Below are 23,867 nucleotides of genomic sequence, written 5' to 3' on the forward strand. Positions count from 1 at the left end.
TGCGAGTTACCCCTGCAAAAGAACTTAAAATAGGGAGACTTTTTTAAAATAAATTGAACGTTTAAAGAGATAAACTATCCAATGAATATGTCATTGATGATGAAATGTTTCATGGGTATATTCATCTTGAATTGGCAGAAGAAATAATTTTTATTGTTAACCAATACCATGACTTGATTGATACCCTATTTCTCATTACTACAGAGATACATTAGGGTGATTTTTAGGTATTTTGTTGTGGAATATACATAGGCAAAATCTTGGCAAAGGGAATGAACGGAGTAAATTAAAATACCTTGGTTAGGGTGATGAGCTCAAAGCTGAAGTATTTATTAGTTGATGATGTACAAGATCATGTTTTCGCGCTAAATTTAGCAGGCAACCAAGTAATCATTTTGATAAGGTAGGTAAGAGCCTATGAATGAAAATGGATTGAGTCGATTTATTGTCGATTATATTGAAAGCCGTAAACAATCAAAGCTGGAGGCTTTTGATAAAGAGGCTGAAAAAAAATTGTCAAAACTAACCTCTATGGAGGATATTACGCTAGTTAAACAAAAGTTAGCTGAACAGCGTAAGGAATTGGAAGAGCACTATGAAGTTAGAAATTGGCTGGATGATGCGGTTAGCCGAGTAGATCAAATCCGCTTAGTGACACATGTTCTGAAATTTACCCATACTTATGCAAGAGGTAGCAGTATTTTCGCGGTACAATCAAAAGCAAATGTAAAAAAAGATATTAAATATCTTACCACGGCAGCTTTAGACAAACCTGCTATAGATGCGGCGGGAAATGCGGCTGCTCTTGATATTGCGAAATTATTATTAACAGAATATCGAGAAGGTGATTCATTACTGGCAAATATAAATCGGGCAGACTATTCAGCACTAGCTGAACTGGCGAAAAATGAGCAGCAGCTTGAATTATGGGTCAATGGGTTTAGGCAAATTTTATCAGATAAACGACTTTCTTCACATAGACTAGCAAAACAGCTTTATTTTCCTGTCGGCTATGATAAATATCACTTATTAGGCCCACTATTTTCTTCATCTCTGGCGCATACCATGCATCAGCGTATTACTGAAGCACGCTTTGGTGGATTATCTAAAGAAATTAACAAAGCGAGAAAGGAAGAATCTTGGCGTTCTGAAACTATCATGATTTATCCTAATACTGCTGTGCAGTATTTTGGTAGCACTAAGCCACAAATTACCTCTTATCTTAACAATATGCGGGGTGGACGAGTTTATCTTTTGCCATGCTCAGCTCCTGAATGGAAAAATATAACTAAACCACCTATGAAGCACAGGTCTATTTTTGATCTGGGCTGTGAGTTTGTATCATTAGTCCGTAGCACTATTTGGCAGATGCAACGGTATTTGTTGAGTGTACAAAAATATGAAAACACGTTAGAGATCCGGCAATGTCGTCAGGAATATGTTAATGAAATTATTGATATTTTGTTTAACTATGTCGTCGGTATACAAAATTTGATTGAGCTTAAAGGCTGGAGTGCTAATGAAGATTGTGAGTTAGAACGTGCTCAACAACTTTGGCTTGATCCTTATCGTTGTCAGCAAGATGAAACGTTTAAATTTGAACGCGAAGGTGGTGACTGGAAAAAAGAGATAGCCGCAGATTTTAGTTATTGGCTGAATCAGAATTTAAAGCATGAGCGGTTAGAAATGGAATTATCTGAACGTCGTGAGTGGGATTCTGTGTTTAAAGAGCGGCTACGTGAATTTGAGGATGAATTGCCAGAGGTACCGTTATGAGCCATTTAATTATTTTACATCATATTCGAGTAGAGAATGCTAATGCTATTACTGGCTTAACCTATGGTTTTCCGGCAATCACTCATTTTCTTGGCTTTACTCATGCGCTTTCACGTAAGTTGCAACAAAGTCATAATTTAAAATTGGAAAATTGTGGTGTAATTTGCCATAACCACCAACTTCATGCATATCGGTCCGATCCAATTAAAGATAAAGTTTTTGCATTAACTCGCAATCCGTTAACCAAAGAAGCAAAAACGGAAACGATTAATGAAGAAGGTCGTATGCATATGACAGTTTCTTTATTAATAGAATGTTCTGGTGAAATTGCTGGCGATACAGAAGCTGACGTATTGGAACAATATTTACTAGAAATATGTCCAACTCAGAGACTAGCGGGTGGTACTATTACTGAAATTGCTAAAGTTAATGTTATTGCTTTTCCGCAGGAAGGGCAGGCAACCCGTAAATTAATGCGTCGTTTACTGCCGGGGTTTGCTTTGTTGGATCGTTCTGAGTTATTAACTAAACACTACGAAGAATTAAAACAGGATAATCCTCAAGCAGAAATGATTGACGCCTGGCTTGATTTTTCCGCTATTAAAATGCGGGCTATTCCTAAGCAGGATGATAAGCAACCTGAAATTGGTGACCCGGCATATTGGGAGTATGTTCCCAAACCTGCTTCGGGATATTTAGTCCCCTTGATGACAGGTTATCAGGCAATATCGCCGCTATATCCCGCCGGGAAAGTAGATAAAACCCGTGATCCTAATGCTCCATTTTGTTTTGTTGAAGCAATCTACGGAGTAGGTGAATGGAAAAGCCCGCACCGTATTGACGATATTCGCCAGTTACTCTGGTGTTATGACTATCAAGAAGGAGAGGGTGTCTACAGGTGTTGTAATCAACAGACTGCTTCCCGTCAATCCAAACCCAATAAGAAAGTAAGAATAATCGACTGATTAATTTAAAGAAGGATATCTACATGTCTAAATCAACTATTAAAACGGCTTCTGTACTGGCATTTGAGCGTAAACTTTCTAATTCTGATGCTTTAATGTTTGCTGGAAACTGGAAACAAATCGACGGTGAATGGAAACCTATTGCTATTCAGGAAAAAGCTGTTCGGGGGACGATTTCCAACCGCTTGAAAAACGCTTTAACTAGCGATCCAGCTAAGTTGGATGCGGAGATTCAAAAAGCAAACCTGCAACGTGTCGATGTTGCCGCATTGCCTTTTGATGCTGATACTCTAAAAGTCAGTTTTACATTACGGGTCTTAGGTAATCTTTCAACACCATCAGTATGTAATGATCAGGATTATCAAGCTGAACTGGCAAACGTGATCAACGGTTATATTGCTGAACATGGTTTCAAAACGCTTGCAGCACGTTATGCAGAAAACTTGGCTAATGGACGGTTTTTGTGGCGTAACCGGGTTGGAGCAGAAGAAATTAAAGTTCGCGTAAGTGGTAAGAGTGGCAAATGGTGGGAGTTTGATTGTGAAGATTTCAGCTTACGTGAATTTGGTAAGGTAGAAGGTAACTTAGCTAAACTTGCTGCTGAAATTGAGGAAGGATTGTCAGGTAACGGATCAACATTATTCAATGTTGAGGCATTTGTTCGTTTAGGGCATGGGCAGGAAATTTTCCCTTCTCAAGAATTGGTTCTCGACAGTAACAGTAAAAAAAGCAAAGTGTTGTATCAGGTCAATGAGATCGCTGCATTGCATTCGCAAAAAGTGGGTAATGCGCTCCGCACTATTGATACGTGGTATCCAGACGCTACGGAATTGGGTCTTGGCCCAATAGCGGTTGAACCCTATGGTTCTGTCACCAGTCGCGGTAAGGCTTATCGTCAGCCTAAAGTGAAAATGGATTTTTATACTTTGTTAGATAACTGGGTCGTTAAAGGAAAAGCGCCAGAAGTAGAGCAACAACACTATGTTATGGCGATGCTAATTCGTGGCGGTGTTTTTGGTGAAAAAGGTGAATAAGGGGATCAGATGGATTATTACTTTGAAATCCGTGTTCTTCCCGATCTTGAATTTAGCCAGCAAAAACTGTTGGAAGCGCTATTTGCTAAACTGCATCGGGCTTTGGGGCAGTTAAGTAATGGGCAGGTTGGGGTCAGTTTTCCTCGTGCAGGGAAAACGTTGGGGAACACGCTGAGAATGCACGGTTCAAGCGAAGCGCTGAATGATTTACAAGCATTACCGTGGTTAAAAGGGCTCAGGGATTATACTGAGGTGATTGATATCAAGCTGGTACCTAAGGATGCTCGATATCGTCGTGTTAGCCGAGTGCAGGTAAAAAGCAATGTTGATAGGATTCGCCGTCGTTCGATTAAAAAAGGATGGTTAACGGAGGAACAAGCCTTGCAACGCATTCCTATCAGCAAAGAACAACGTACTCATTTACCGTTCTTGTTTCTCAAAAGTTTGTCATCAGGTCAAAGTTTTCTGTTGTTTATCAAACAAGGGCCAATACAAGACAAACCAACTCCGGGAGTTTTTAGCTCATATGGATTAAGTTCATCAGCTACCATCCCTTGGTTTTGACCCTTTTTTAGCGGCTAATTATAACTTATTGATTTATTTAAGGGATTAGCCGCTGCTAATAAAAAGGGTTTTTCTGCTTTTTATCATTATGTTCTTTAATAATCAGTAAATTAAAGGTAGTATCTAACGTTCACTGCCGCACAGGCAGCTTAGAAAGCAATGATTTTGCTAAGAAACTTCATGAGCAAGTTCACTGCCGCACAGGCAGCTTAGAAAGACATCAGGAGTTTTTAGCTCGTATGGATTAAGTTCACTGCCGCACAGGCAGCAGCGCACTTGATTGAGTGCGCTAAAAAAGCAACCTTTTTTCTTCTCGATATGCATCAATTGTTGTGCTTTTGTGCATATTCTTCACTATTAACCCATTGGTGGTCTTTTTCCCAGGTAAATAGCCATTTACGAGTTGGTCCGGCCATTACGTTGAGATAATAGTTGTCGTAACCGGCAATGGTTGCCACTGGGTGGTAGCCTTTGGGCACCATTACCACATCTTTATTGTAAACAGCCATTGATTCATCCAGTGAACGGTCATCGGTATAGACACGTTGCATGCAGAACCCTTGAGAAGGGTTCAGGCGATGGTAATAGGTTTCTTCCAAATAGGTTTCCTGTGGTGCATTGTCGGTATCGTGTTTATGGCTAGGGTAGGAGCTGGTGCAGCCTTCATCGGTAAAGACTTCAACCACCAACAAGCTATCAGCAGGTTTATTATCCGGTAGGATGTTGTGAACATAGCGTCGGTTGTAACCATTGCCACGTTGTTCTGCATCAATATCCTGTGGCGTAATCAGTCGAGTTGGGGAGCTTCCTTTACCCGGTGCTTGGCATACCGCGAGTTCAAGAGCGGTATCGGCAATAATTTCAACAGATTCCCCCGCAGTGATGTAAACAGCATAAGGTTTTTTGCGTTCAAATGGCTGCATGCGATCGCCAATATGCTCAAACCGTTGATGTGGCGTAGTCACTGTGGCTTTGCCTGCCACTAAAACCAGACAGGTTTCATTTTCTGATGCGGGCAAGGTGATTTTTTCACCCGAAGCCAACTCATAAACATCGAAGTGGACATACTTCCAGTTTGCTGATTCCGGCGTGATATGTTGAGTTCGTTTGTTTTGATCCGGTGCATGATATTTTGATAATAATTTGGACATATTATCTACCCTCAGTACTATTTTTGCATGAATCAGATTGTGATTAATTAAAACAATCCGGCATCTCTGGCAAATTTGCGTAAATTGTTATAACCCATCGTGGCGTAGGTCAGTGGGTGAGCAACAGCAGGATCTTGTTCTGCTTCAACTACCAGCCAGCCTTTATAATTTTGTTTTTTCAACACTTGAAAAATTGCCGGATAATCAACACAACCATCTCCCGGTACTGTGAATACACCACTCAGCACAGCATCAAGGAAACTGGTTTTACGGTTTTTTATATCGTTGAGTACGTCAGGACGGATGTCTTTACAGTGAACATGATTAATGCGTTTTGCCCAGCGTTCTGCAACAGCCAATGGATCAGCGCCGGCAAAGGTTAAATGACCGGTATCCAGCAACAATCCAACTTCATCTCCGGTATTTTCCATCAGATGATCAACATCTTTCTCAGTTTCAATAACCGTTCCCATATGGTGGTGATAAGCAATCTGAACACCTTGTTCTTGGGTGTAACGGGCAAATTCAGTCAATTTTTCACCGTATTCTTGCCAGCGGTTAGCTGGAAATTGAGGACGAAGATGGACTGGTTTATTTTGATCGCCGTGAATGCAGTTTGTCACTTCCGCAAATACCATGACATTAGCTCCCAATTCGCGTAGCAGGGTCAGGTGAGATTGTACCGCTTTAATCTCTTCTGCTACTGAACGGGTGAGTAATTCGCCAGAGTACCAGCCAGATACCAGTACGAGATTGTGGGCGGCAAGTATGGGACCCAATACGTTAGCCTGACGAGGGAATTTGTTGCCCAATTCAAAACCGGTAAAACCTGCCTGGCGGCCCTCGGTTAAGCAGGTTTCCAGAGGTGTATCTGCGCCGAGAGTGGGTAAATCATCATTAGTCCAGGTCAGAGGGTTGATACCAAGTTGAACAGCCATGATGGTGCTCCTAGTTGAATAAAATAATGCTATCCGCGCTGACGCCACAGGCTAATCAGGTTGTGATAGTTGGTTTTTATTTTCTGGATCAAACGGTTATCATCAATCTCATTTTTTAGCCATTTTAGGGATGGTTGACCAAATAGGGTTCTTCCGACAGCAAAACCTTTGACGATAGACTTGCCGGCTGCGGCATTAAAGCCCATTTCCAGCTCTTCTTGTGGAGCATCAAGGCCAAGAATAACGACGCCACGGCAATAGGGGTCTCGCTGCTCGATGAGATAGTTAATGTTGTCCCAACTTTCAGAACTGAGAGGTGGGAGTTTCCACCAATCCGGTTTAACGCCAAGGTTATAAAATCGTCTAAGTGCGCGAATATAGAATTCATCTGAGTGTTTCATTTCCGCAGGTAGAATCACTTCCAGTAAAAGTTCGTGACCAGATTTACAGCATGCGGCATAAATTTCCCGAATTTTTTTCTCTTGCTCCAGGCGGAGTGGGTGAGCATCTTCTGGATGGAAAAACACCAGGCATTTGACGATGTGTTCCAGTGGCCAGTCAATAAGTTGGGAACCTATGTTGCCATGTTCCAGACAAAGTGGGCGAGAGCCGGGTAGCTCAATTGGGCGGCCTATCCACCAACCTTGACCGGTAATTTCGTTTAAAACATCCTGACCAAACGTGCTGTCACATAACAGGCCTATTTTTCCTTGTAACCCTGCTTCTGTGGCAACTTCCCGGCTGGCGCGTAATAGAAGTTGTTTTAATGATGAAATACGTTTGATACTGGCATTTGCTTGTCGGGCTAATTCGATAAATTGAATACGATGATCAAATGCCATGACGCACAGTTCGTCCCATTGATTTTTACGGGCGCTGATACGGTGAAGGTGATTAAGTGTTTCATCCAAATCAGGGCGTAGTATTTGATTGGCGCGTGATAGATAGTTATCAAGCTCTGTTTTATCTGGCATTGCCGGTGCGCAGCCATGACGAGAAACAACTAATGCGCCACAGGCATTAGCGTAAGTACAGGCTTTTTCCCAACCTTCGTTATTTAGATAGCCGCGTAGCAGGCCGGACATAAAAGCATCCCCGGCGCCGAGAACGTTAAGCACATCGACAGAAACGCCCTGTATAGTGATGCTGTCATTCAGATCATTAGGGATTTCAGCGGTAAAAACAGAGCATCCCAGTGATCCCCGTTTGCAAACCAATGCAGCAGATGTGAGTTTACGAATGTTGCGTAGTGCTTCGATAGTATCTGTGGAACCACCGGCAATATGGAACTCTTCTTCTGTGCCAACGATGAGGTCAAATAGCGATAATACTTCCTGTAGCTGAGCTGTTACCTGTTCCGATGCGATATAACGTGTTTCACCATCTCCCAAAGAAGTTAACCCCCAAAGTACCGGGCGATAATCAATATCCATGACCGTTTTCACACGGTTACGGCGGGCGTAGTTGAGGGCCGTCAGCACCGCATCGCGAGTGTTAGGATGAGAAAGATGTGTTCCGGTGATAGCCAGACAACGAGCGGATGCAATGTATTCTTCACTGAAATCATCACCGGTAATTGCCATATCGGCGCAGTTATCACGATAGAAGATCAGGGGAAAAGTGGTTTTATCTTTGATTCCTAGCAGCACCAGTGCCGTAAGGCGTTCTTTATCCGTGGTTAGATGGCTGGTATCACAGCCAACACTTTGCAACTCTTCCCTAAGGAAACGTCCCATATGCTCATCACCGACTCTGGCTAGCATGGAGGATTTAAGCCCCTGACGAGCGGTACCATAGGCGACATTACCGGAAGAACCCCCAAGATATTTTGCAAAACTTCCCATGTCTTCCAGACGTGCTCCGATTTGTTGGCCGTAAAGGTCAACGGCGATTCGTCCCATGCAGATGACATCAAATTTTTTTTGCTGCTCCATTGAACAACTCCTTATTAAGTACAACATCAAGCGTTGCTATGATGAGCTCCGACAGTGGAAGATTGATAAAAATAATTAATTAATTTCAGTGACATTCACCCAACGTTGCTCTTGATAAGAATGAGCAATGGCATCCAGAATACGTGAGACTTTCCAACCTTCGGTGAAATCTGGCCATATCGCTTTATTGCTGGCGATGCCATTGATCAAGTCTCTGATTTCCACTGTTTTTTGATCATTGAAGCCGATGCCGTGACCTGCACCGAGACAGAATGGCGCATAGTCAGGATGTTCTGGTCCAATAAGAATAGTTTTAAAGCCTTGGCGGTTTGCTGGTTCATCGTGACGGTAAAGTTTTAGTTCGGCCATTCTTTCTTGTGTAAAGCTCAAAGCACCTTTTGTTCCTGTAATGGTGTAGCTCAAACCCATTTTGCGACCGCAAGCAATACGGGAGGTTTCAATAATACCCCTTGCTCCGCTGTTGAAACGTACCATAGCATGTGCTTGATCTTCGTTTTCTACCGCAACCATAATGCTAGAGCCGGTTTTTTCCGGGCGTTGTTTGATAACAGTGGTCATGTCTGCGCAAACAGTTTGGATATCCCCAACCAGGTACTGCGCCATATTGATGATATGAGCAGCAAGATCGCCTAATGCACCTAATCCAGCTTTATCTTTGAAACAGTGCCAGTGGATAGGAGTGAATGGATCGGCCATATAATCTTCGTTATGAGTGCCGTAGAAGTGAATAACCTCACCTATTTCACCATTCGAAATGATCTCTTTAGCCAGTTGTGCGGTAGGGTTTTTCATATAGTTAAAACCGACTAATGTTTTCACTCTGGCTTTTTTGGCGGCTTCGACCATTAATTTTGCATCATGTGAGTTTAGTGCCAGTGGTTTTTCACAATAAACATGCTTGCCATGTTTGATCGCTTCGAGAGCCATCTCTTTATGAAGGAAATTTGGTGAGCAGATATCAACAACATGAATATCGGGATCTGATACTAATTTGCGCCAATTATCAGTAAAACGCCGGAAACCTAATTGCTCAGACCGTTTTGCGGCGAGTTCAGCAGAAACTTCCGCTACCATTTCACAAACTAGTTTGCCTGCCAGAGGGAAAACAGTCGGCGCTTGTGCGTAAGCAATGGCATGCGTCCGTCCGATGTAACCAGTACCGATTAGGCCGATACGAATCTCTTCCATATAGCTATTTCTCCGAATAGAAGCGTGTTGTTGCAGTAAGTTCTTTAGTGTTTGTTAGTTAGCCTTGGTTGTTGTCGTATACCTGTTATAGGAAATATTTGTTTCATTTTCAACTGAAATAAAAACATTAGTTCCAAGTTGTGATCTGATAAGGATTTTTAGGTAACATCTCGTTATATAGGGTTAATTTTCTAATGAGTTAGGTACTATTCAGAGGTAAGAGCAGAAAAAGTAGAATATTAGAATTTTTGTTCCATTTATGGTTTGGTATATATGAAGTGTGTTGGTTAGCAAAGGGAGTTGTTATATCTCCAGGATTTCCTCTTTCGAATATATACCTGTTATCTTTCAAGTTGCCTCTTTGTTGGCTGCACTCACTCACCCCGGTCACATAGTTATCTATGTTCCCGGGGATTCGCTCCCTTGCCGTCGCGATCCATCTTGAAATCCATTGGGTATAGGGAGCAGGGAAATCCTGGTAGTAGGTTATTCTGATAATAATGTTGGAGTAATAAAGTCAGTTAGTTATCTTTATTAGGTTTTTTTTGCGTACTATTTATTACAAGTTTCCTGAATAGCATTTTACCTATCTGGTATAGCGCATAAGATAGTATTAGTGCAGCAAATAGGTAATAAATAATCATAATTACCTTGGGAACATTATGTGCGAGAAATATGTATATGGAAATTGAACATAATGTAATTAACCATGCAACCGGCTTCACCATAGACCACGGCGTAATATTTACCTGTTCGGTATAAACATCTGTAAATGGTTTAGCTGGAAAAAAGTAGCCAATAGTCAACATGAAAATAACATTGAGAACAAATAAAATACCAACCAGATGAAAAAAGTGCAGGTCAATTTTTAAAATGAAATTACAGATAATGTAGGCGGACATACCAAATAATAGGCCAAGTTTAGCGGCAATAGGCGGCACTCGTTTAGTCATCAGACCAACTAATACCACGCTGAGAATTGGCGCGTTAAAAATCCCCTGTAATTGTTGAATGAGATAGAACAGACCATCCGGTGCATTAGCGACTAACGGTGCGACGATCATAGTGATTAACGCTAGCCCGATCCCCAAATATTTACTCATAGCGACTGTTTGCGTTTCGGTGGCATTTTGGTTGATTCGCTGTTTGTAAATATTGACGATAAACAGTGTTACAGATGAATTAAGTCCGCCGCTGAATGTGGAAAATACCGCACCAACGACCACAGCGGCAAAGAAACCAACCAATACTTCCGGTAGAATTAAATGTACTAATTCTGGGTAAGCGTTATCTGGATTATCTATTTGTCCTTTGAAAATATGGAAAGCAATAATGCCCGGTAGAATAATAATAGACGGCATGATGAGTTTAAGTAAAGCACACAACATGACGCCTTTTTGTCCTTCTGCTAGATTTTTCGCACCAAGGGCTTTCTGAACAATGGATTGGTTGGTACACCAAAAAAACATATTGGAAACAATTAGGCCGGTAAATAGCGTAGAGAAAGGAACCAGAGAATCTTCACTGCCGATGGAGTTAAATTTATCAGGATTAGATTGATAAACTTCAACTAATCCTTGCCAGGCATTGCCATTGCCAACATAGAGTAGGGAAAAAATAGTTACCATTAATCCGCCAACGATTAAGCCAATGCCGTTAATAGTATCCGCGGCAGCAATGGCTTTAATACCGCCAAAGATGGCATAGACCGCACCTAATCCACCAACGCCCCAAACCATAACCCATAGCGCTGTAGTTTTATCAATCCTGAATACATTGGAAACCTGGAATAGACTTTCCAATGCAATTGCACCGGTATACAGCACAATGGGGAGTAGTGAAATGATATACATAGCCAGGAAAAGAATTGAGGTAATGAGCAGCGTATTTTTATCAAATCGGCGTTCAAGATATTCCGGGATGGTTGAAATACCAAGTCTCAGATATTTAGGCAGGAAATAAATAGCGAATAGAACGATTGTCACAGCGGCTATTACTTCCCAAGCCATAACGATAAATCCGGTTCGGAATGCTAATCCATTCAAACCGATTAAATGTTCTGTGGACAGGTTCATCAATAACATAGAGCTACCAATATAAACACCTGTGAGAGATCGTCCGCCAAGAAAATAGCCTTCAGTAGATTCTGTCAGACGAGCATTATGGGTTTTGTAATAAGCGAAGCCAGCCACTAATAGGGTAAAACCAATAAATGAGAGAAAAGCTAACATACTATCCTCCAAGCCTGATTGACTGTTTTCAGGCAGCAATATGCTGACGGGAAAGTGGCCTTTCCCGTTTTTAGGGTGAAAATAAATGTGAGTTAGTTAGAGATAATAGGGCTGCTTTATAATCTGATTTCTTTACCTGAATGTAGGGATTCGAGAGCTTTATCGGCCAGATAAAGTGCCTGTTCGCCATCAGCGCCACTGCATTCTGGTGTGGCGCGACCAGCCATGACATCGACAAAATGATCCCATTCAGCAATGTAGGCTTCCCGGTAACGTTGCAGGAAGAAATGCTCTGGCTTGGCGGTTAAACAACCGCTGTTTTCCCAAAGCTCAACGCTGTTTTCTTTGATGTTACCGGCGCTAAGCAGCCCTTTTTCACCATGTAATTCAATCCGTTGGTCATAGCCATACCCGGAACGGCGGCTGTTGGTAATGGTTGCCATTGCTCCTGATGGGAATTTCATAACAATAAAGGCAGTATCGATATCACCTGCTTGCCCGATAGCTGGATCAACCAGGTTACTGCCTTGGGCGTAGATCGAGCAGGGTTCCTCACCGATAATAAAACGCGCCATATCGAAGTCATGTATTGTCATATCCCGGAACATACCACCAGAAACTTTGACGTATTCAGTGGGGGGAGGAGAGGGATCGCGGGAAATAATCAGCAAAGATTCAGCTTTTCCTATCGTACCAGCATCAAATAGGGTTTTTACTCGACGGAATTGCGGATCATAACGACGGTTAAAGCCAACAAATAGAGGCACCTGATATTGTTTAACGGTTTCAAGGCAATGACGAATACGTTCAATATCAAGATGAACCGGTTTTTCACAGAAGATTTTTTTATGATGTTTTGCTGCGAGTTCAATTAGGTCTGCATGAGTGTCTGTTGCTGAGGCAATAAGAACACCATCTATTTCAGGGTCAGACATTGCCTGTTCAATAGTTTGTCTTTTTGTTTGGTATTGCTGTACTAAAAGTTCAGCACTTTTCTGATCGGGATCGACAACCGAATAAAGACAAGTTTTTTTATGATGAGAGATATTCACTGCGTGTACTTGCCCAATTCGTCCCGCGCCAAATAATGCAATATTGAACATGGATGCTCCTTGATACCTAAGTATCTGCTTATGAGATACTTTAAAATATATCAAATAAAATATTTATTTCAAATTATCAATATTTGGAAATTATGTTTTTGAGTGCGGCGTAGCATTTTGTTAATAACAATATTAAATTTGTGTTAATTAGATCACGTAAAGTAAGATTGATACTGGATGGAATGGAATATTTGTCCTTTAAAAACAAATTATAATATGCATTCGACTAAGTATATGGTTACGCTTAGTGATAGAGATTAATGAAAGGAAAAGAGTCACTTATTTTCAGAATAAAAATTTCAAAAATGGCATTGAAAACGATGAGGAAAGGGAAAATGGCCTGCAAGATAACAGGCCACCAATTTCTAGTACTGACGTACTTTGGTTGCAACCATCTCCTTTATTTTCTTTGCGGCAGATTCTATAGCTGGGTTTTCCGCGACTTGTGCTGTGCCTACTCGCCACCATGATTCATAATCATGCGTCATTGTTTTAGGTAACACTTTGATATCTATGAGTACTGGTACCGTCTGTTTTTGGGCTTCCTGTAACGCACAAAGCAGTTGTTGCTCATCGTGGACTCGGTAACTTTTGCAGCCGTAGCTTTCTGCATTTTTGGCGAAGTCGACTTTAATCAGTTTGCCATCCATGTTGCCGCTTTCTGGGTTACGATAACGATTTTCTGTTCCGAAACTGCCCATCCCTTGGCTCATTTGCAGATTATTGATGCAGCCAAATCCCGCGTTATCAAATAGCAACACGGTGATTTTGATATTTTCCTGTACTGCGGTTTGCAGCTCTGAATGAAGCATCATATAAGCGCCATCACCGACTATGGCATAAACCGGTTGGTTGGGGCAGGCTAGTTTAGCGCCAATAGCAGCGGCTATTTCATAGCCCATACAGGAATAGCCATACTCAAGATGATAGGTATCCGGTTGTTTGGGTTGCCATAATCGCTGTAAATCGCCAGGGAGGGAACCTGATGCGCCAACAATAATCGCTTCGGGCTCAAGATATTTGTCTAATAATCCCAATACGCTAGTTTGTGTCAGGCGGGTTTGTAATGTTTGGCTGTACTCTTCCAATTTATCATCGAGATGACCGGGAATTTCTGGTGTGAAATCTACCTGATACTCAATGTTGAACAGACGATTTAACTCTTTTCTCCATGTTTCCCGTGCCTGATGAATCTCATCTTGATAACCACTGCGATAATTCAATTGAATAAGTTGTTCTGCAATAGCGTTTAACCCTGCTTGGGCGTCTGATACAACGGGTATTGCATCCAGTTTGCAGGCGTCGAATTCCGCTACATTGATAGTGAGAAATTCAACTTCTGGGTGCTGAAATAGCGATTTGGATGCAGTGGTGAAATCAGTAAACCGGGTGCCAACGCCAATAATCAAATCGGCCTCTTTGGCGATCAGGTTGGCCGCAAGACAGCCTGTTGTGCCTAAGCCACCACAATTAAGGGGATGGTCGGCAATTACGGCGCTTTTACCTGCTTGTGTTTCAGCAAAAGGAATATTGAAGTGTTCTGCGAACTGACGAAAAGCGTTATGAGCTTCTGAATAGCGCACTCCACCACCACAGATAAGTAAAGGTTTTTTCTTGCGGTTTATGAGTGCCACCGCATCGTTAATCATGGCGACAGAAGCAGGACGGCGTTCAATGCGGTGAATTCGTTTTTGGAAGAAATAGTCAGGAAAATCCCAAATCTCGCCTTGAACGTCTTGTGGTAGGCAAATTGTGACGGCACCAGTATCGGCTGGATCGGTCAGAACTCGCATCGCATTAATCATAGCGCTCATTAGCTGTTCTGGTCTGGAGATACGATCCCAATAACGAGAAACAGGGCGGAAACAGTCATTGGTGCTGATAGTATGGTCGTGGAACTGTTCAACCTGTTGTAAGACTGGATCAGGTTGACGGCAGGCGAAGAGATCACCGGGTAATAACAGCAGAGGAATGCGATTAGCTGTGGCAGTTGCCGCAGCGGTTACCATATTGGCGGAGCCAGGGCCAACAGAGGAGGTTACGGCAAAAATCTGTTTGCGCTTTTTCTGTTTAGCAAAACCTGTGGCGATATGGGCCATACCTTGCTCATTGCATCCTTGGTAAACGGTCAAGTGACCAGGATCTTGCTCCAGTGCTTGCCCCAATCCAACAACATTACCGTGACCAAAAATGGTAAAGATTCCTCTGATGAATGGGTATTGCTCTCCGTCTGCTTCCACATATTGCTGGTTCAGGAATTTCACCAATGCTTGAGCTGCTGTCATTGTTGATTTGTTCATGTTACAGGACTCCATTTTATTCCATTGTTGGCATCACAAAATTGCTGGAATGATGTTCTAGCCTGATACTTGCTGGCCAGCGGCTGGTAACAGTTTTCATGCGGGTGTAGAAGCGAACGCTATCATTACCGTGAACGTTAAGTGGGCCAAAAATTGAGCGTTTCCAGCCCCCGAAGCTGTGGAAGGCCATTGGTACCGGAATGGGAATATTGATGCCTACCATACCCGCTTGTACATCTTCGCTAAACTGGCGAGCTGTTTCTCCGTCGCGGGTGAATATCGCGGTACCATTACCATATTGATGGCAGTTAATTAATGTTAGCGCGGTGGCATAATCGGGTACACGGACAATTGACAGAACAGGACCGAAGATCTCTTCTTGATAGATTTTCATCTCTGGCGTGACATTATCGAACAGCGTCGGGCCAATAAAATAGCCATTTTCATAACCGGGAACCTTGAGTTGACGGCCATCAATTAACAAGCTGGCCCCCTGTTTTTCGCCACTATCGATGTAATCACAGATTTTAGCTTGGTGTTGGGCGGAGATAACGGGACCCATATCGTTTTCTGTAGTTGCGACAATACCGGGACCGACAGATATTTTGTTGATCTGTTGACGTAATTTTTCAATTAATGCATTTGCCGTTTCATCCCCAACCGCTAATACAACAGACAGTGCCATGCAACGTTCACCTGCTGCACCAAATGCTGCACCTGCAAGAGCACTGCTAGCCATATCGAGATCGGCATCTGGCATCAGAATACAGTGATTTTTTGCGCCTCCCAACGCCTGACAGCGTTTCCCGTGAGCTGAGGCGGTAGTGTAGATATATTCAGCGACAGGCGTTGAACCCACAAAGCTGACAGCTTGCACGTGTGGATCTGTTAGTAGTATATCGACGGCTTCTTTATCGCCGTTGATAACATTAAATACGCCATTGGGTAAACCGGATTGTTTAAGTAGTGATGCTAATTCAAGCGCGAGAGAGGGATCTTTTTCTGAAGGTTTCAATACGAAAGTATTCCCTGTCGCTAATGCAATAGGAAACATCCACATAGGAACCATTGCCGGGAAGTTGAAAGGGGTAATGCCAACACAAACGCCTAAAGGCTGCATTAATGAATGGCTGTCCACTCCTGTCCCGGTATTCGCGGAATGTTCACCTTTTTGTAGATGAGGGATGCCACAGGCAAACTCAACGACTTCCAGACCACGAGTTAATTCACCGATAGCATCTGAATAGATTTTTCCGTGTTCTTCTGAAATCAATCGTGCCAGTTTGTCTATATTAGCTTCCAGTAATGTTTTGAACTGGAACATGACACGAGCACGTTTCAGTGGTGATATTTTAGACCATTCTCTGTAAGCTTGATGAGCGATTTCAATTGCCTGTTCAACTTCATGGGCTGTGCTTAGTGCTACCTGACGTATCTGTTTTCCTGTTGCTGGATTGAAAACCGGCGAAAAACGGGTGCTATAACTGGGAATAAGTTGCCCATTAACATAATTCTGTACCTGTTCCATTCTGAGCCTCTTTTGCGGATTTGATGTTAGTACTGAATCGGAAACTTTGATAATAGATATATGAAATATATGTTTTATTTTCAATATGATTTGGAACAAAAGGCAATTAATGTGATCGGCGTAAAGTTTCTATGAATTACCGATAATTAGGTGACTAATTAGATGTTAATCAATATAGTGGTAATAATAAATCATTACAATGAATGGATTATGTATTTCATTTTTAACTATAAAAATGAAATATGATTCAGCTTATACGGTAAAACGATTACAATTGCGGGCGATAAATTTTATGGGGGATTTATGTCTGTCGCATCGAATCTGAATGAATTTCAAGAACAAGTCCGTTCACGCTATAGTGAATTGAGTAAACGCCTGCAACAAGTAGCTCGATATGTGCTGGATAATACCAATAGTGTCGCTTTTGATACTGTTGCTGTGATTGCCAGAGAAGCTGATGTTCCTCCATCAACATTAATTCGTTTTGCTAATGCGTTTGATTTCAGTGGTTTTAATGAAATGAAACAGCTATTTCGTATGCATATGGTGGAAGAAACCGCCAGTTATGCAGACCGGGCCAGATTATTTAGAGAACTGGATGGCGAACAGGAACTGCCAGAAGACCCTCAGCATATTTTGCAGGAATTTGCTCGTTCAAATGTGCAGGCTATGCAACAGTTAGCTGCCAGAACAGCCCCCGAAGATTTAAGGAACGCGGTAGACTTATTGGCTCAAGCTAAGAATATTTACATTATTGGGCTGCGTCGTTCTTTTAGTGTGGCGGCTTATCTTTCTTATACATTGAATCACCTGGAATGTCGCCCTTTACTCGTGGATGGTTTGGGGGGAATGTTCAGGGAACAGATTAATTTAATTGGGGAAGAAGATGTTGTTGTTTCAATCAGTTTTACCCCTTATGCAGAAGAGACACTGATGGTCAGTGAACGGGCGGCAAAAGCCGGGGCAAAACAGATTGTGATTACAGATAGCCAGATTAGCCCGCTTGCCAGTTTTAGTGATGTTTGTTTTGTGGTTAAAGAAGCACAGGTGGAAGCATTCCGTTCTCAGTCTGCTACTTTGTGTTTAGTGCAATCTTTGGCGGTTTCTCTGGCTTATCGGCAAGGAAACTTGATTTAATTGTGTATATTCCCGATGAACCTCTAATGACTATTGACCCGCAAATTACGGCGGGTTAATGCTTTATCAGGTCAGTAGAAAGCACATAATTTAAATAGAGTGTAAACCTGATATTGATAACTGGTTTGTTAGACATAAATGTTGTTGATTCTTATTGGTGATAATTATTTAATAATTATTCTGAGTTATGGTTTTGAAAAGGGATCAATATGATGAGTAAAGGATCGCGTTATATTTTTGTCATTCTATCTGCAATTTCTTTCCAGGCATTTGCCTCAAATTTTGACTACAAAAGTGATATTCCTGCTGATAATAAGCCATCTGCGGAATATTTGAAGAAACGGGAAAATCTTCAACCTAAGCATTGGGATGTGGATAAACTCATTACGGATAATAATGCGGTGGAGAAGCGGGAACTGGCAAGACAGATGAAAGAAGATGAACTTAATCGGAAGAGCCGAGAGTTTAATGATCGTGTCAATGAGAAAATCCGTCAGGATCTTGAGCGTACTGCGCGTATTAAAGAGAATAACGGTATGACCAGAAGTAACTTTTTTGATCGGGAATAACCGTGACTTAAAGCAACTCGACAGTGAATTGAATCCTAAAGCTAGCAAGCCTGCCTATAAATTACAAATTGATCTTGGCGTGTTGGGCGTTAAAAGCTCAAGCGCCCAGATAACTGTGCATTACACACCTGAATAATTTTAATGCAACAGGGATGACCAATGGCTTATTTGAAAACGTGTCGGATGGAATTTGCCTACAATTTGTTGGCTTACAGTGATAGGACTTTGGCTGACATTGCTTTTCTGTCTGGTTATGCCTCCCAGTCAGCTTTTACCTTTGCATTTAGTCAACATTATGGTTGTATTCCAGCAATGTATGTGTTTCTAAGAACACGAAATTTACGCGTTGAAATACGTAAAGCCATCTTATGATGAGATGGCTTTACGTGAGTGATATACCCAATGGATTTCAAGATGCATCGCGACGGCAAAGGAGCGAATCCCCGGGAGCATAGAGAACTATGTAACCGGGGTGAGTGAGTGCAGCCAACAAAGAGGCAACTTGAAAGATAACGGGTATAAATATTATTGAGCTTTCGCTTCTGATTTATCAGCACTATTCAGCAGGCGTCGAATAGGGACAATTAATACCATTAATACGGCTGCACAAATAACCAGAGCAAAAGATACACGGGAGAATAGATCAGGTAGGTTGTCCAGTTGGTCAGCGCGCACATGTCCACCAATTAAGCCGGCAGCTAGATTACCCAAAGCACTTGCACAAAACCACAAGCCCATGACCTGACCACGCATTCGGGATGGGGCCAGTAGCGTCATCGTTGCGAGCCCAATGGGGCTAAGGCACAGCTCACCGAGTGTCAGAAACAGAATACTTGCGACCAGCCAGAGTGGAGAAACAGCTTCACCTGTTGCTAATACATTCTGGGCCGCTAGGATCATTAGACCAAAACCACCGGCACCGAACAGAATACCAATAATGAATTTACTGATACTGCTTGGGTTAATATTACTTTTGGCCAACGCAGGCCAGAGCCAACTGAATACGGGGGCCAGTAGGACAATGAATAGTGCGTTGATTGATTGGAACCATACTGTTGGGATCTCAAATCCCATCACTAAGCGATTAGTATAATCATTGGCAAACAGGTTAAATGAGGTTGGTTTTTGCTCGAATGCAGACCAAAAGAAAGCAGCAGATACCAACAGAATAAAACAAACTAACAGGCGGGAACGGTCACTACTACTCAAACCAGCAAACAGGAACAGATAGATAAAGTAAAGTGTTACACAGGATGAGATGACATAGACCATCGTGCTGGCTACGGCCACTGGATTAAATGGAATGATACCGAGGGCAAGTAGGGCAATGATCGCCATCATAGCGAGAATAGCGGTAAAAACCCATTTGCCGACATTTTTACGTTTGACTGTAGGGCGATCCCAGTTTGAATCCAATCCACCCTCTTTGTCATAACGGCGCATCAGGGGAACCGCGTAGAAGCGGAATATCAGTAGAGCAACTAGCATTCCTAGCCCACCAATACCAAAACCCCAATGCCAGCCATAGTCTTGAATTAATAAGCCGGTAATTAATGGAGAGATAAAGGAGCCGAGATTAATCCCCATGTAGAATAGGGAAAAACCGCCATCACGGCGTGGATCATCTTTTTTATATAGTGTGCCGACCATCACGGTGATACAGGTTTTAAATAGTCCTGTTCCTAATACGATCAGTAGTAAACCGATAAAAAACAGGTGATGACTCAAGAAAGCGGAAAGAGCGATAGACAAGTGCCCTAGTGCAATAATGATTGAACCATACCAGACTGATTGACGTTGACCTAACCAATTATCCGCCAGCCAACCACCGGGTAGTGCAGTCAGATAAACACTGCCTGCAAAGATGCCGACAATGGCAGCGGCCTGTTCACGAGGAATACCCATACCACCATCATAGATGGTTGCAGCCATGAATAAGATCAGCAGTGGACGAATGCCGTAGTAAGAGAAACGTTCCCACATTTCTGTGAAGAACAAAGAACTTAATGGATAAGGATGCCCAAAGAAAGTTCTGGTTTTCGTATTGTTAATGGAAGATTGCATCTAAGTTTTCCTATAAGACTACACTCTAAGAGTGCAGTGTGTTTGACAAGTAAAGCTTTTAACAAGCTCTTTCAAATTTAGGTTTAGAGCAAACAAAAAAGCCACGTTTTTATTAAATGATGTCCTGTTTTGTTAATATGTTTTTAACATATTTTTCGGCCAATTTTATTAACAATTAAGATATCTCTTACTTTATATTTCATTTTTCAGAGCAAAATCCGACATAAATCTCATTTCTCATCATTGATTGGTTAAAATTAGGATAAGACCTATTGACTTACTTCTATTTATATTTGATGTCTTTTTATGGGGAAAATATTTTAAAATAATAAATTAAGTAATAACTATAATAATATATAAGACATCTTTTCAAAGGCTAGATATTAACGGTGATAGTGAAAGGTAAGAAAAATAACGTGATTTGATTGTCAACTTGGTGTTTATTTTTAAATTCTAGATTAATCTTTGTTTTTTATATAAAAATTGGAAAGAAATTAAATTAAATTAAATTAAAAAGTATAATCTCAGCATTGAAATGAGATAGTCAGTTATTGGGTTGTATGCGAAAGCAATTATGGCTGTTTCCTGGATGAAGAAACAGCCATGAATAAATTTAATGGACTTTATCAGCTTGTCCGTACAGAGAAGGCATACCCTTAGGCCGGGTTTTAAAGCGACGATGCAACCACATATATTGATCAGGTGCCTGTAAAATTTCCTGTTCGACAACTCTATTCATGAAAGCAGCCGCTTTCACTTCATCATCTTTTGGAAATCCTGCCACTGCCGGTTGAATAATCAGTTCATAACCTTTTCCATCAGGCAGACGACGGGGAGTAAATGGGATCATTGCCGGATCAGCGAGGCGCACAAGTATCGATGTGCCTGTGGTGGTTGCAGCGTGTTCTACAGCAAATAGTGGTGCAAATACGCTTTTTCGTGGGCCGTAATCATGATCGGGGGCGTACCAGACAACTTCGCCATTTTTCAGACAGCGGATCATGCCTTTGACATCTTTTCTATCCAGCATATATTTGTTGGAGCGCAGTCGTCCCCATGTTTGTAGCCAATCCATAGCTGGATTATCATTTGGTCGGTAGACTCCAATTCCAGGATTGAGCAAACCGAGAATGCGGGCACCGAGTTCCAGCGTCAGGAAATGGATACCAATAACAATAATTCCTTGCCCGGTAGTTTGAATTTTCTGAATGTTTTCTCGCCCAGTAACTTTAAACCAGCGTTCTATCCGCCAGTCAGGCCAAAACCAAGCCATACCCGTTTCAAATATTCCCATTCCGACGGATTCAAAGTTTTTTATTAATAGCGCGTTGCGCTCCTCTTGTGGCATATCAGGAAAACATAGCTCAAGATTTCTTTCGGCAACTTTGGCACGTTTTTTCAGAAAGCGCATAGAAAATCTGCCCAGACGAGTGCCTATCCGGTAAATAATGGGGTAGGGGAGCAGAACCAGTAAGTAAAGCAGACCGATACCAAACCACGTAGGCCAATAACGGGGATGAAGTAGTGAACGTTGAAAAGAAGGTGCTTGTATCATGGATTCTCAGGTTTTTATAGTTCCAATAAGATGGACAAAACAATTTCCTTATTGTGACATTTTTTGACGGGATATCGAAGTTTTCAAGTATGAAATGTTTATGATCTCGATTTTAGTGCACTTAGCTTTTGTCATTGGTAAAGAATGATAGCTCATAATTTACTGATAAATAAAAATTAAAATAGTTTTACAGCGCTATTTACAATTCATGTAGATAATATTACTGTTTATATGAACAGTATTGTTTGTGGAGGGAAAAATTATGCATGTAGAAGTCACTATCGATAAATCTAAAAAACTGCCAAAAGGTGCTGTCCCTGCGCTTGCTGTAGAACTGGATAACCGTCTTAAACGTCGCTGGCCTGATATTAAAACCAATGTGAAGTTGGCAAGTCATGATGGGCTATCTGTTCGTGGTGGCACTCCTGATGACAGGAAAGCCGTTGAAGAGATTCTACAAGAAACATGGGAAAGCGCTGATGATTGGTTCCAGCCTTGATAGAGAGTTACAAATGACTACTCGTTGAAAATCATTTTCGTTATCATATTACGCTTGATAGCGGAGGCTATCACTTATATACCCGTTATCTTTCAAGTTGCCTCTTTGTTGGCTGCACGCGCTTACCCCGGTCACATAGTTCGCTATGCTCCCGGGGATTCGCTCCCTTGCCGTCGCGATGCATCTTGAAATCCATAGGGTATACATCCCTATTTTATGACTTGAAATTCAGGAAAGTACACCATGCCAGTGTTACACAACCGCATTTCTAATAAAGAGCTGAAAGCACGTATGTTGGCGGAGACCCAACCTCGTACGACCATCTCTTTTTACAAATATTTTAACATTTTAGATCCTCTGGTTTTTCGCAACAGCTTGTATCAACAATTTACTGATCTTTCAGTATTTGGCCGGGTTTATATTGCTAAAGAGGGCATTAATGCTCAGATAAGTTTACCAACTCATAATTTAGAAGCATTTAAAGCTTTGCTGTACAGCGTTGATCCTGCATTGGATAATTTGAGGCTGAATATTGCGCTTGATGATGATGGGAAATCTTTCTGGGTTTTGCGTATGAAAGTACGTGACCGCGTAGTGGCTGATGGGATTGAAGATGAAACTTTTGATCCATCAAAAACCGGCGAGTACCTTAAAGCTGAGCAGGTCAACCAGATGCTGGATGATCCTGATACGCTATTTGTTGATATGCGCAATCACTATGAATATGAAGTCGGGCATTTTGAAAATGCAATCGAAATTCCTTCTGATACATTCCGTGAACAGCTGCCAATGGCTGCGGAAATGTTGCAGGATAATAAGGATAAAAATATTGTAATGTACTGCACCGGTGGTATTCGCTGTGAAAAAGCCAGTGCTTATATGCTGCACAATGGCTTTAAAAACGTCTATCACGTAGAGGGCGGTATTATCGAATATGCCCGTAAAGCGAGAGAACAGGGATTACCGGTACGTTTTATTGGTAAAAACTTTGTCTTTGATGAGCGGATGGGAGAGCGTATTTCAGACGATGTGATTGCTCATTGCCATCAATGTGGTGTGTCTTGCGACAGTCATACTAATTGTAAAAACGAAGGTTGCCACTTGCTATTTATTCAGTGTCCAGAGTGTGCAACTAAATTTGAAGGCTGTTGTAGTGAAATGTGCAGAGAAGAAGTCAGGTTACCGGAAACCGAGCAGCGTGCTCGCCGTACCGGTCGTGAAAATGGAGCAAAAATATTTAATAAATCCCGGCATCGTCTACAGGATGGGTTGAACAGTACTTCACTACAGTCTGTTGAATAACGAGATTA

The 23,867-nt window shown here is 41.9% G+C and carries 21 protein-coding genes; 9 read left to right on the forward strand and 12 right to left on the reverse strand.

Going from position 1 to position 23,867, the window contains the following annotated elements; translation table 11 throughout:
- Positions 1-417 precede the first annotated feature (417 nt).
- From csy1 to cas6f, 4 genes are read left to right on the forward strand one after another with little or no spacing between them, the layout of a single operon-like run.
- Positions 418-1,776 (forward strand): type I-F CRISPR-associated protein Csy1, encoded by a 1,359-nt coding sequence (csy1, locus tag ACGF49_RS02795; RefSeq protein ID WP_228902918.1) that lies wholly within the window; start codon positions 418-420, stop codon positions 1,774-1,776.
- Positions 1,773-2,741, forward strand: coding sequence for a type I-F CRISPR-associated protein Csy2 (gene csy2 / locus ACGF49_RS02800; protein ID WP_228902919.1), 969 nt, complete (start codon positions 1,773-1,775; stop codon positions 2,739-2,741). The genes csy1 and csy2 overlap by 4 nt, the downstream gene beginning before the upstream one ends.
- Before the next feature lie 23 nt (positions 2,742-2,764).
- Positions 2,765-3,775, forward strand: a complete 1,011-nt coding sequence (csy3, locus tag ACGF49_RS02805) for a type I-F CRISPR-associated protein Csy3 (protein WP_387489519.1) — start codon at positions 2,765-2,767, stop codon at positions 3,773-3,775.
- 9 nt (positions 3,776-3,784) lie between these two features.
- Positions 3,785-4,339, forward strand: a complete 555-nt coding sequence (gene cas6f, locus ACGF49_RS02810) for a type I-F CRISPR-associated endoribonuclease Cas6/Csy4 (RefSeq protein ID WP_349010372.1) — start codon at positions 3,785-3,787, stop codon at positions 4,337-4,339.
- A gap of 323 nt (positions 4,340-4,662) precedes the next feature.
- On the opposite strand, the gene iolB is transcribed toward cas6f, so the two are convergent.
- The 9 genes from iolB to ACGF49_RS02855 form a co-directional block, all read right to left on the reverse strand.
- Positions 4,663-5,490, reverse strand: coding sequence for a 5-deoxy-glucuronate isomerase (iolB, locus tag ACGF49_RS02815; RefSeq protein ID WP_323839970.1), 828 nt, complete (start codon positions 5,488-5,490; stop codon positions 4,663-4,665).
- Positions 5,491-5,537: 47 nt separating this feature from the next.
- A complete protein-coding gene (gene iolE, locus ACGF49_RS02820; protein WP_228902196.1) occupies positions 5,538-6,428 on the reverse strand; it encodes a myo-inosose-2 dehydratase in 891 nt (296 codons plus the stop codon).
- Between the two features lie 29 nt (positions 6,429-6,457).
- The gene (gene iolC, locus ACGF49_RS02825; protein ID WP_387489523.1) at positions 6,458-8,362 is read right to left on the reverse strand and encodes a 5-dehydro-2-deoxygluconokinase; all 1,905 of its coding nucleotides are present in this window, start codon (positions 8,360-8,362) and stop codon (positions 6,458-6,460) included.
- A gap of 75 nt (positions 8,363-8,437) precedes the next feature.
- On the reverse strand, positions 8,438-9,571 hold the full coding sequence (locus ACGF49_RS02830) for a Gfo/Idh/MocA family protein (RefSeq protein ID WP_011146079.1): 1,134 nt from the start codon (positions 9,569-9,571) through the stop codon (positions 8,438-8,440).
- A gap of 199 nt (positions 9,572-9,770) precedes the next feature.
- Positions 9,771-9,962, reverse strand: coding sequence for a hypothetical protein (locus ACGF49_RS02835; protein ID WP_387489527.1), 192 nt, complete (start codon positions 9,960-9,962; stop codon positions 9,771-9,773).
- A 130-nt stretch (positions 9,963-10,092) separates the two neighbouring features.
- Entirely contained in the window at positions 10,093-11,802 is a 1,710-nt protein-coding gene (locus ACGF49_RS02840; protein WP_387489530.1) for a solute:sodium symporter family transporter, read from the reverse strand.
- A gap of 116 nt (positions 11,803-11,918) precedes the next feature.
- Complete coding sequence (iolG, locus tag ACGF49_RS02845) at positions 11,919-12,905, reverse strand: inositol 2-dehydrogenase (RefSeq protein WP_113042058.1); 987 nt, start codon at positions 12,903-12,905, stop codon at positions 11,919-11,921.
- Between the two features lie 365 nt (positions 12,906-13,270).
- Positions 13,271-15,205, reverse strand: coding sequence for a 3D-(3,5/4)-trihydroxycyclohexane-1,2-dione acylhydrolase (decyclizing) (gene iolD / locus ACGF49_RS02850; protein WP_205068545.1), 1,935 nt, complete (start codon positions 15,203-15,205; stop codon positions 13,271-13,273).
- Between the two features lie 16 nt (positions 15,206-15,221).
- Positions 15,222-16,733, reverse strand: coding sequence for a CoA-acylating methylmalonate-semialdehyde dehydrogenase (locus ACGF49_RS02855; RefSeq protein ID WP_271866620.1), 1,512 nt, complete (start codon positions 16,731-16,733; stop codon positions 15,222-15,224).
- Positions 16,734-17,036: 303 nt separating this feature from the next.
- Here ACGF49_RS02855 and ACGF49_RS02860 point away from each other — a divergent pair, with 303 nt between their 5' ends.
- The 3 genes from ACGF49_RS02860 to ACGF49_RS02870 all read left to right on the forward strand — a co-directional run bounded on the left by ACGF49_RS02860 (position 17,037) and on the right by ACGF49_RS02870 (position 18,811).
- Positions 17,037-17,870, forward strand: a complete 834-nt coding sequence (locus ACGF49_RS02860; protein ID WP_112877881.1) for a MurR/RpiR family transcriptional regulator — start codon at positions 17,037-17,039, stop codon at positions 17,868-17,870.
- A gap of 212 nt (positions 17,871-18,082) precedes the next feature.
- A complete protein-coding gene (locus tag ACGF49_RS02865) occupies positions 18,083-18,439 on the forward strand; it encodes a hypothetical protein (protein ID WP_229015649.1) in 357 nt (118 codons plus the stop codon).
- 183 nt (positions 18,440-18,622) lie between these two features.
- Complete coding sequence (locus ACGF49_RS02870; RefSeq protein WP_262977691.1) at positions 18,623-18,811, forward strand: helix-turn-helix domain-containing protein; 189 nt, start codon at positions 18,623-18,625, stop codon at positions 18,809-18,811.
- Between the two features lie 153 nt (positions 18,812-18,964).
- On the opposite strand, the gene ACGF49_RS02875 is transcribed toward ACGF49_RS02870, so the two are convergent.
- Positions 18,965-20,503, reverse strand: coding sequence for a peptide MFS transporter (locus tag ACGF49_RS02875; RefSeq protein WP_113042054.1), 1,539 nt, complete (start codon positions 20,501-20,503; stop codon positions 18,965-18,967).
- 613 nt (positions 20,504-21,116) lie between these two features.
- Positions 21,117-22,058 (reverse strand): Kdo(2)-lipid IV(A) acyltransferase, encoded by a 942-nt coding sequence (locus ACGF49_RS02880; RefSeq protein ID WP_113042053.1) that lies wholly within the window; start codon positions 22,056-22,058, stop codon positions 21,117-21,119.
- A gap of 262 nt (positions 22,059-22,320) precedes the next feature.
- Here ACGF49_RS02880 and ACGF49_RS02885 point away from each other — a divergent pair, with 262 nt between their 5' ends.
- Positions 22,321-22,557: a DinI family protein gene (locus ACGF49_RS02885; RefSeq protein ID WP_011146092.1), complete on the forward strand. Its 237-nt coding sequence runs from the start codon at positions 22,321-22,323 to the stop codon at positions 22,555-22,557.
- A 48-nt stretch (positions 22,558-22,605) separates the two neighbouring features.
- Here the strand turns inward: ACGF49_RS02885 and ACGF49_RS02890 are convergent, their stop codons facing one another.
- Positions 22,606-22,764, reverse strand: a complete 159-nt coding sequence (locus ACGF49_RS02890) for a hypothetical protein (protein WP_158536539.1) — start codon at positions 22,762-22,764, stop codon at positions 22,606-22,608.
- A gap of 36 nt (positions 22,765-22,800) precedes the next feature.
- On the opposite strand from ACGF49_RS02890, the gene ACGF49_RS02895 reads away from it, so the two are divergent.
- Positions 22,801-23,859 carry a rhodanese-related sulfurtransferase gene (locus ACGF49_RS02895; RefSeq protein ID WP_228902915.1) on the forward strand — a complete coding sequence of 353 codons (1,059 nt, stop codon included), beginning with the start codon at positions 22,801-22,803 and terminating at the stop codon, positions 23,857-23,859.
- Positions 23,860-23,867: the final 8 nt, after the last annotated feature.

Origin of the sequence: Photorhabdus sp. RM96S (assembly GCF_042879335.1) — a bacterium.
Lineage (GTDB): Bacteria > Pseudomonadota > Gammaproteobacteria > Enterobacterales > Enterobacteriaceae > Photorhabdus > Photorhabdus kayaii.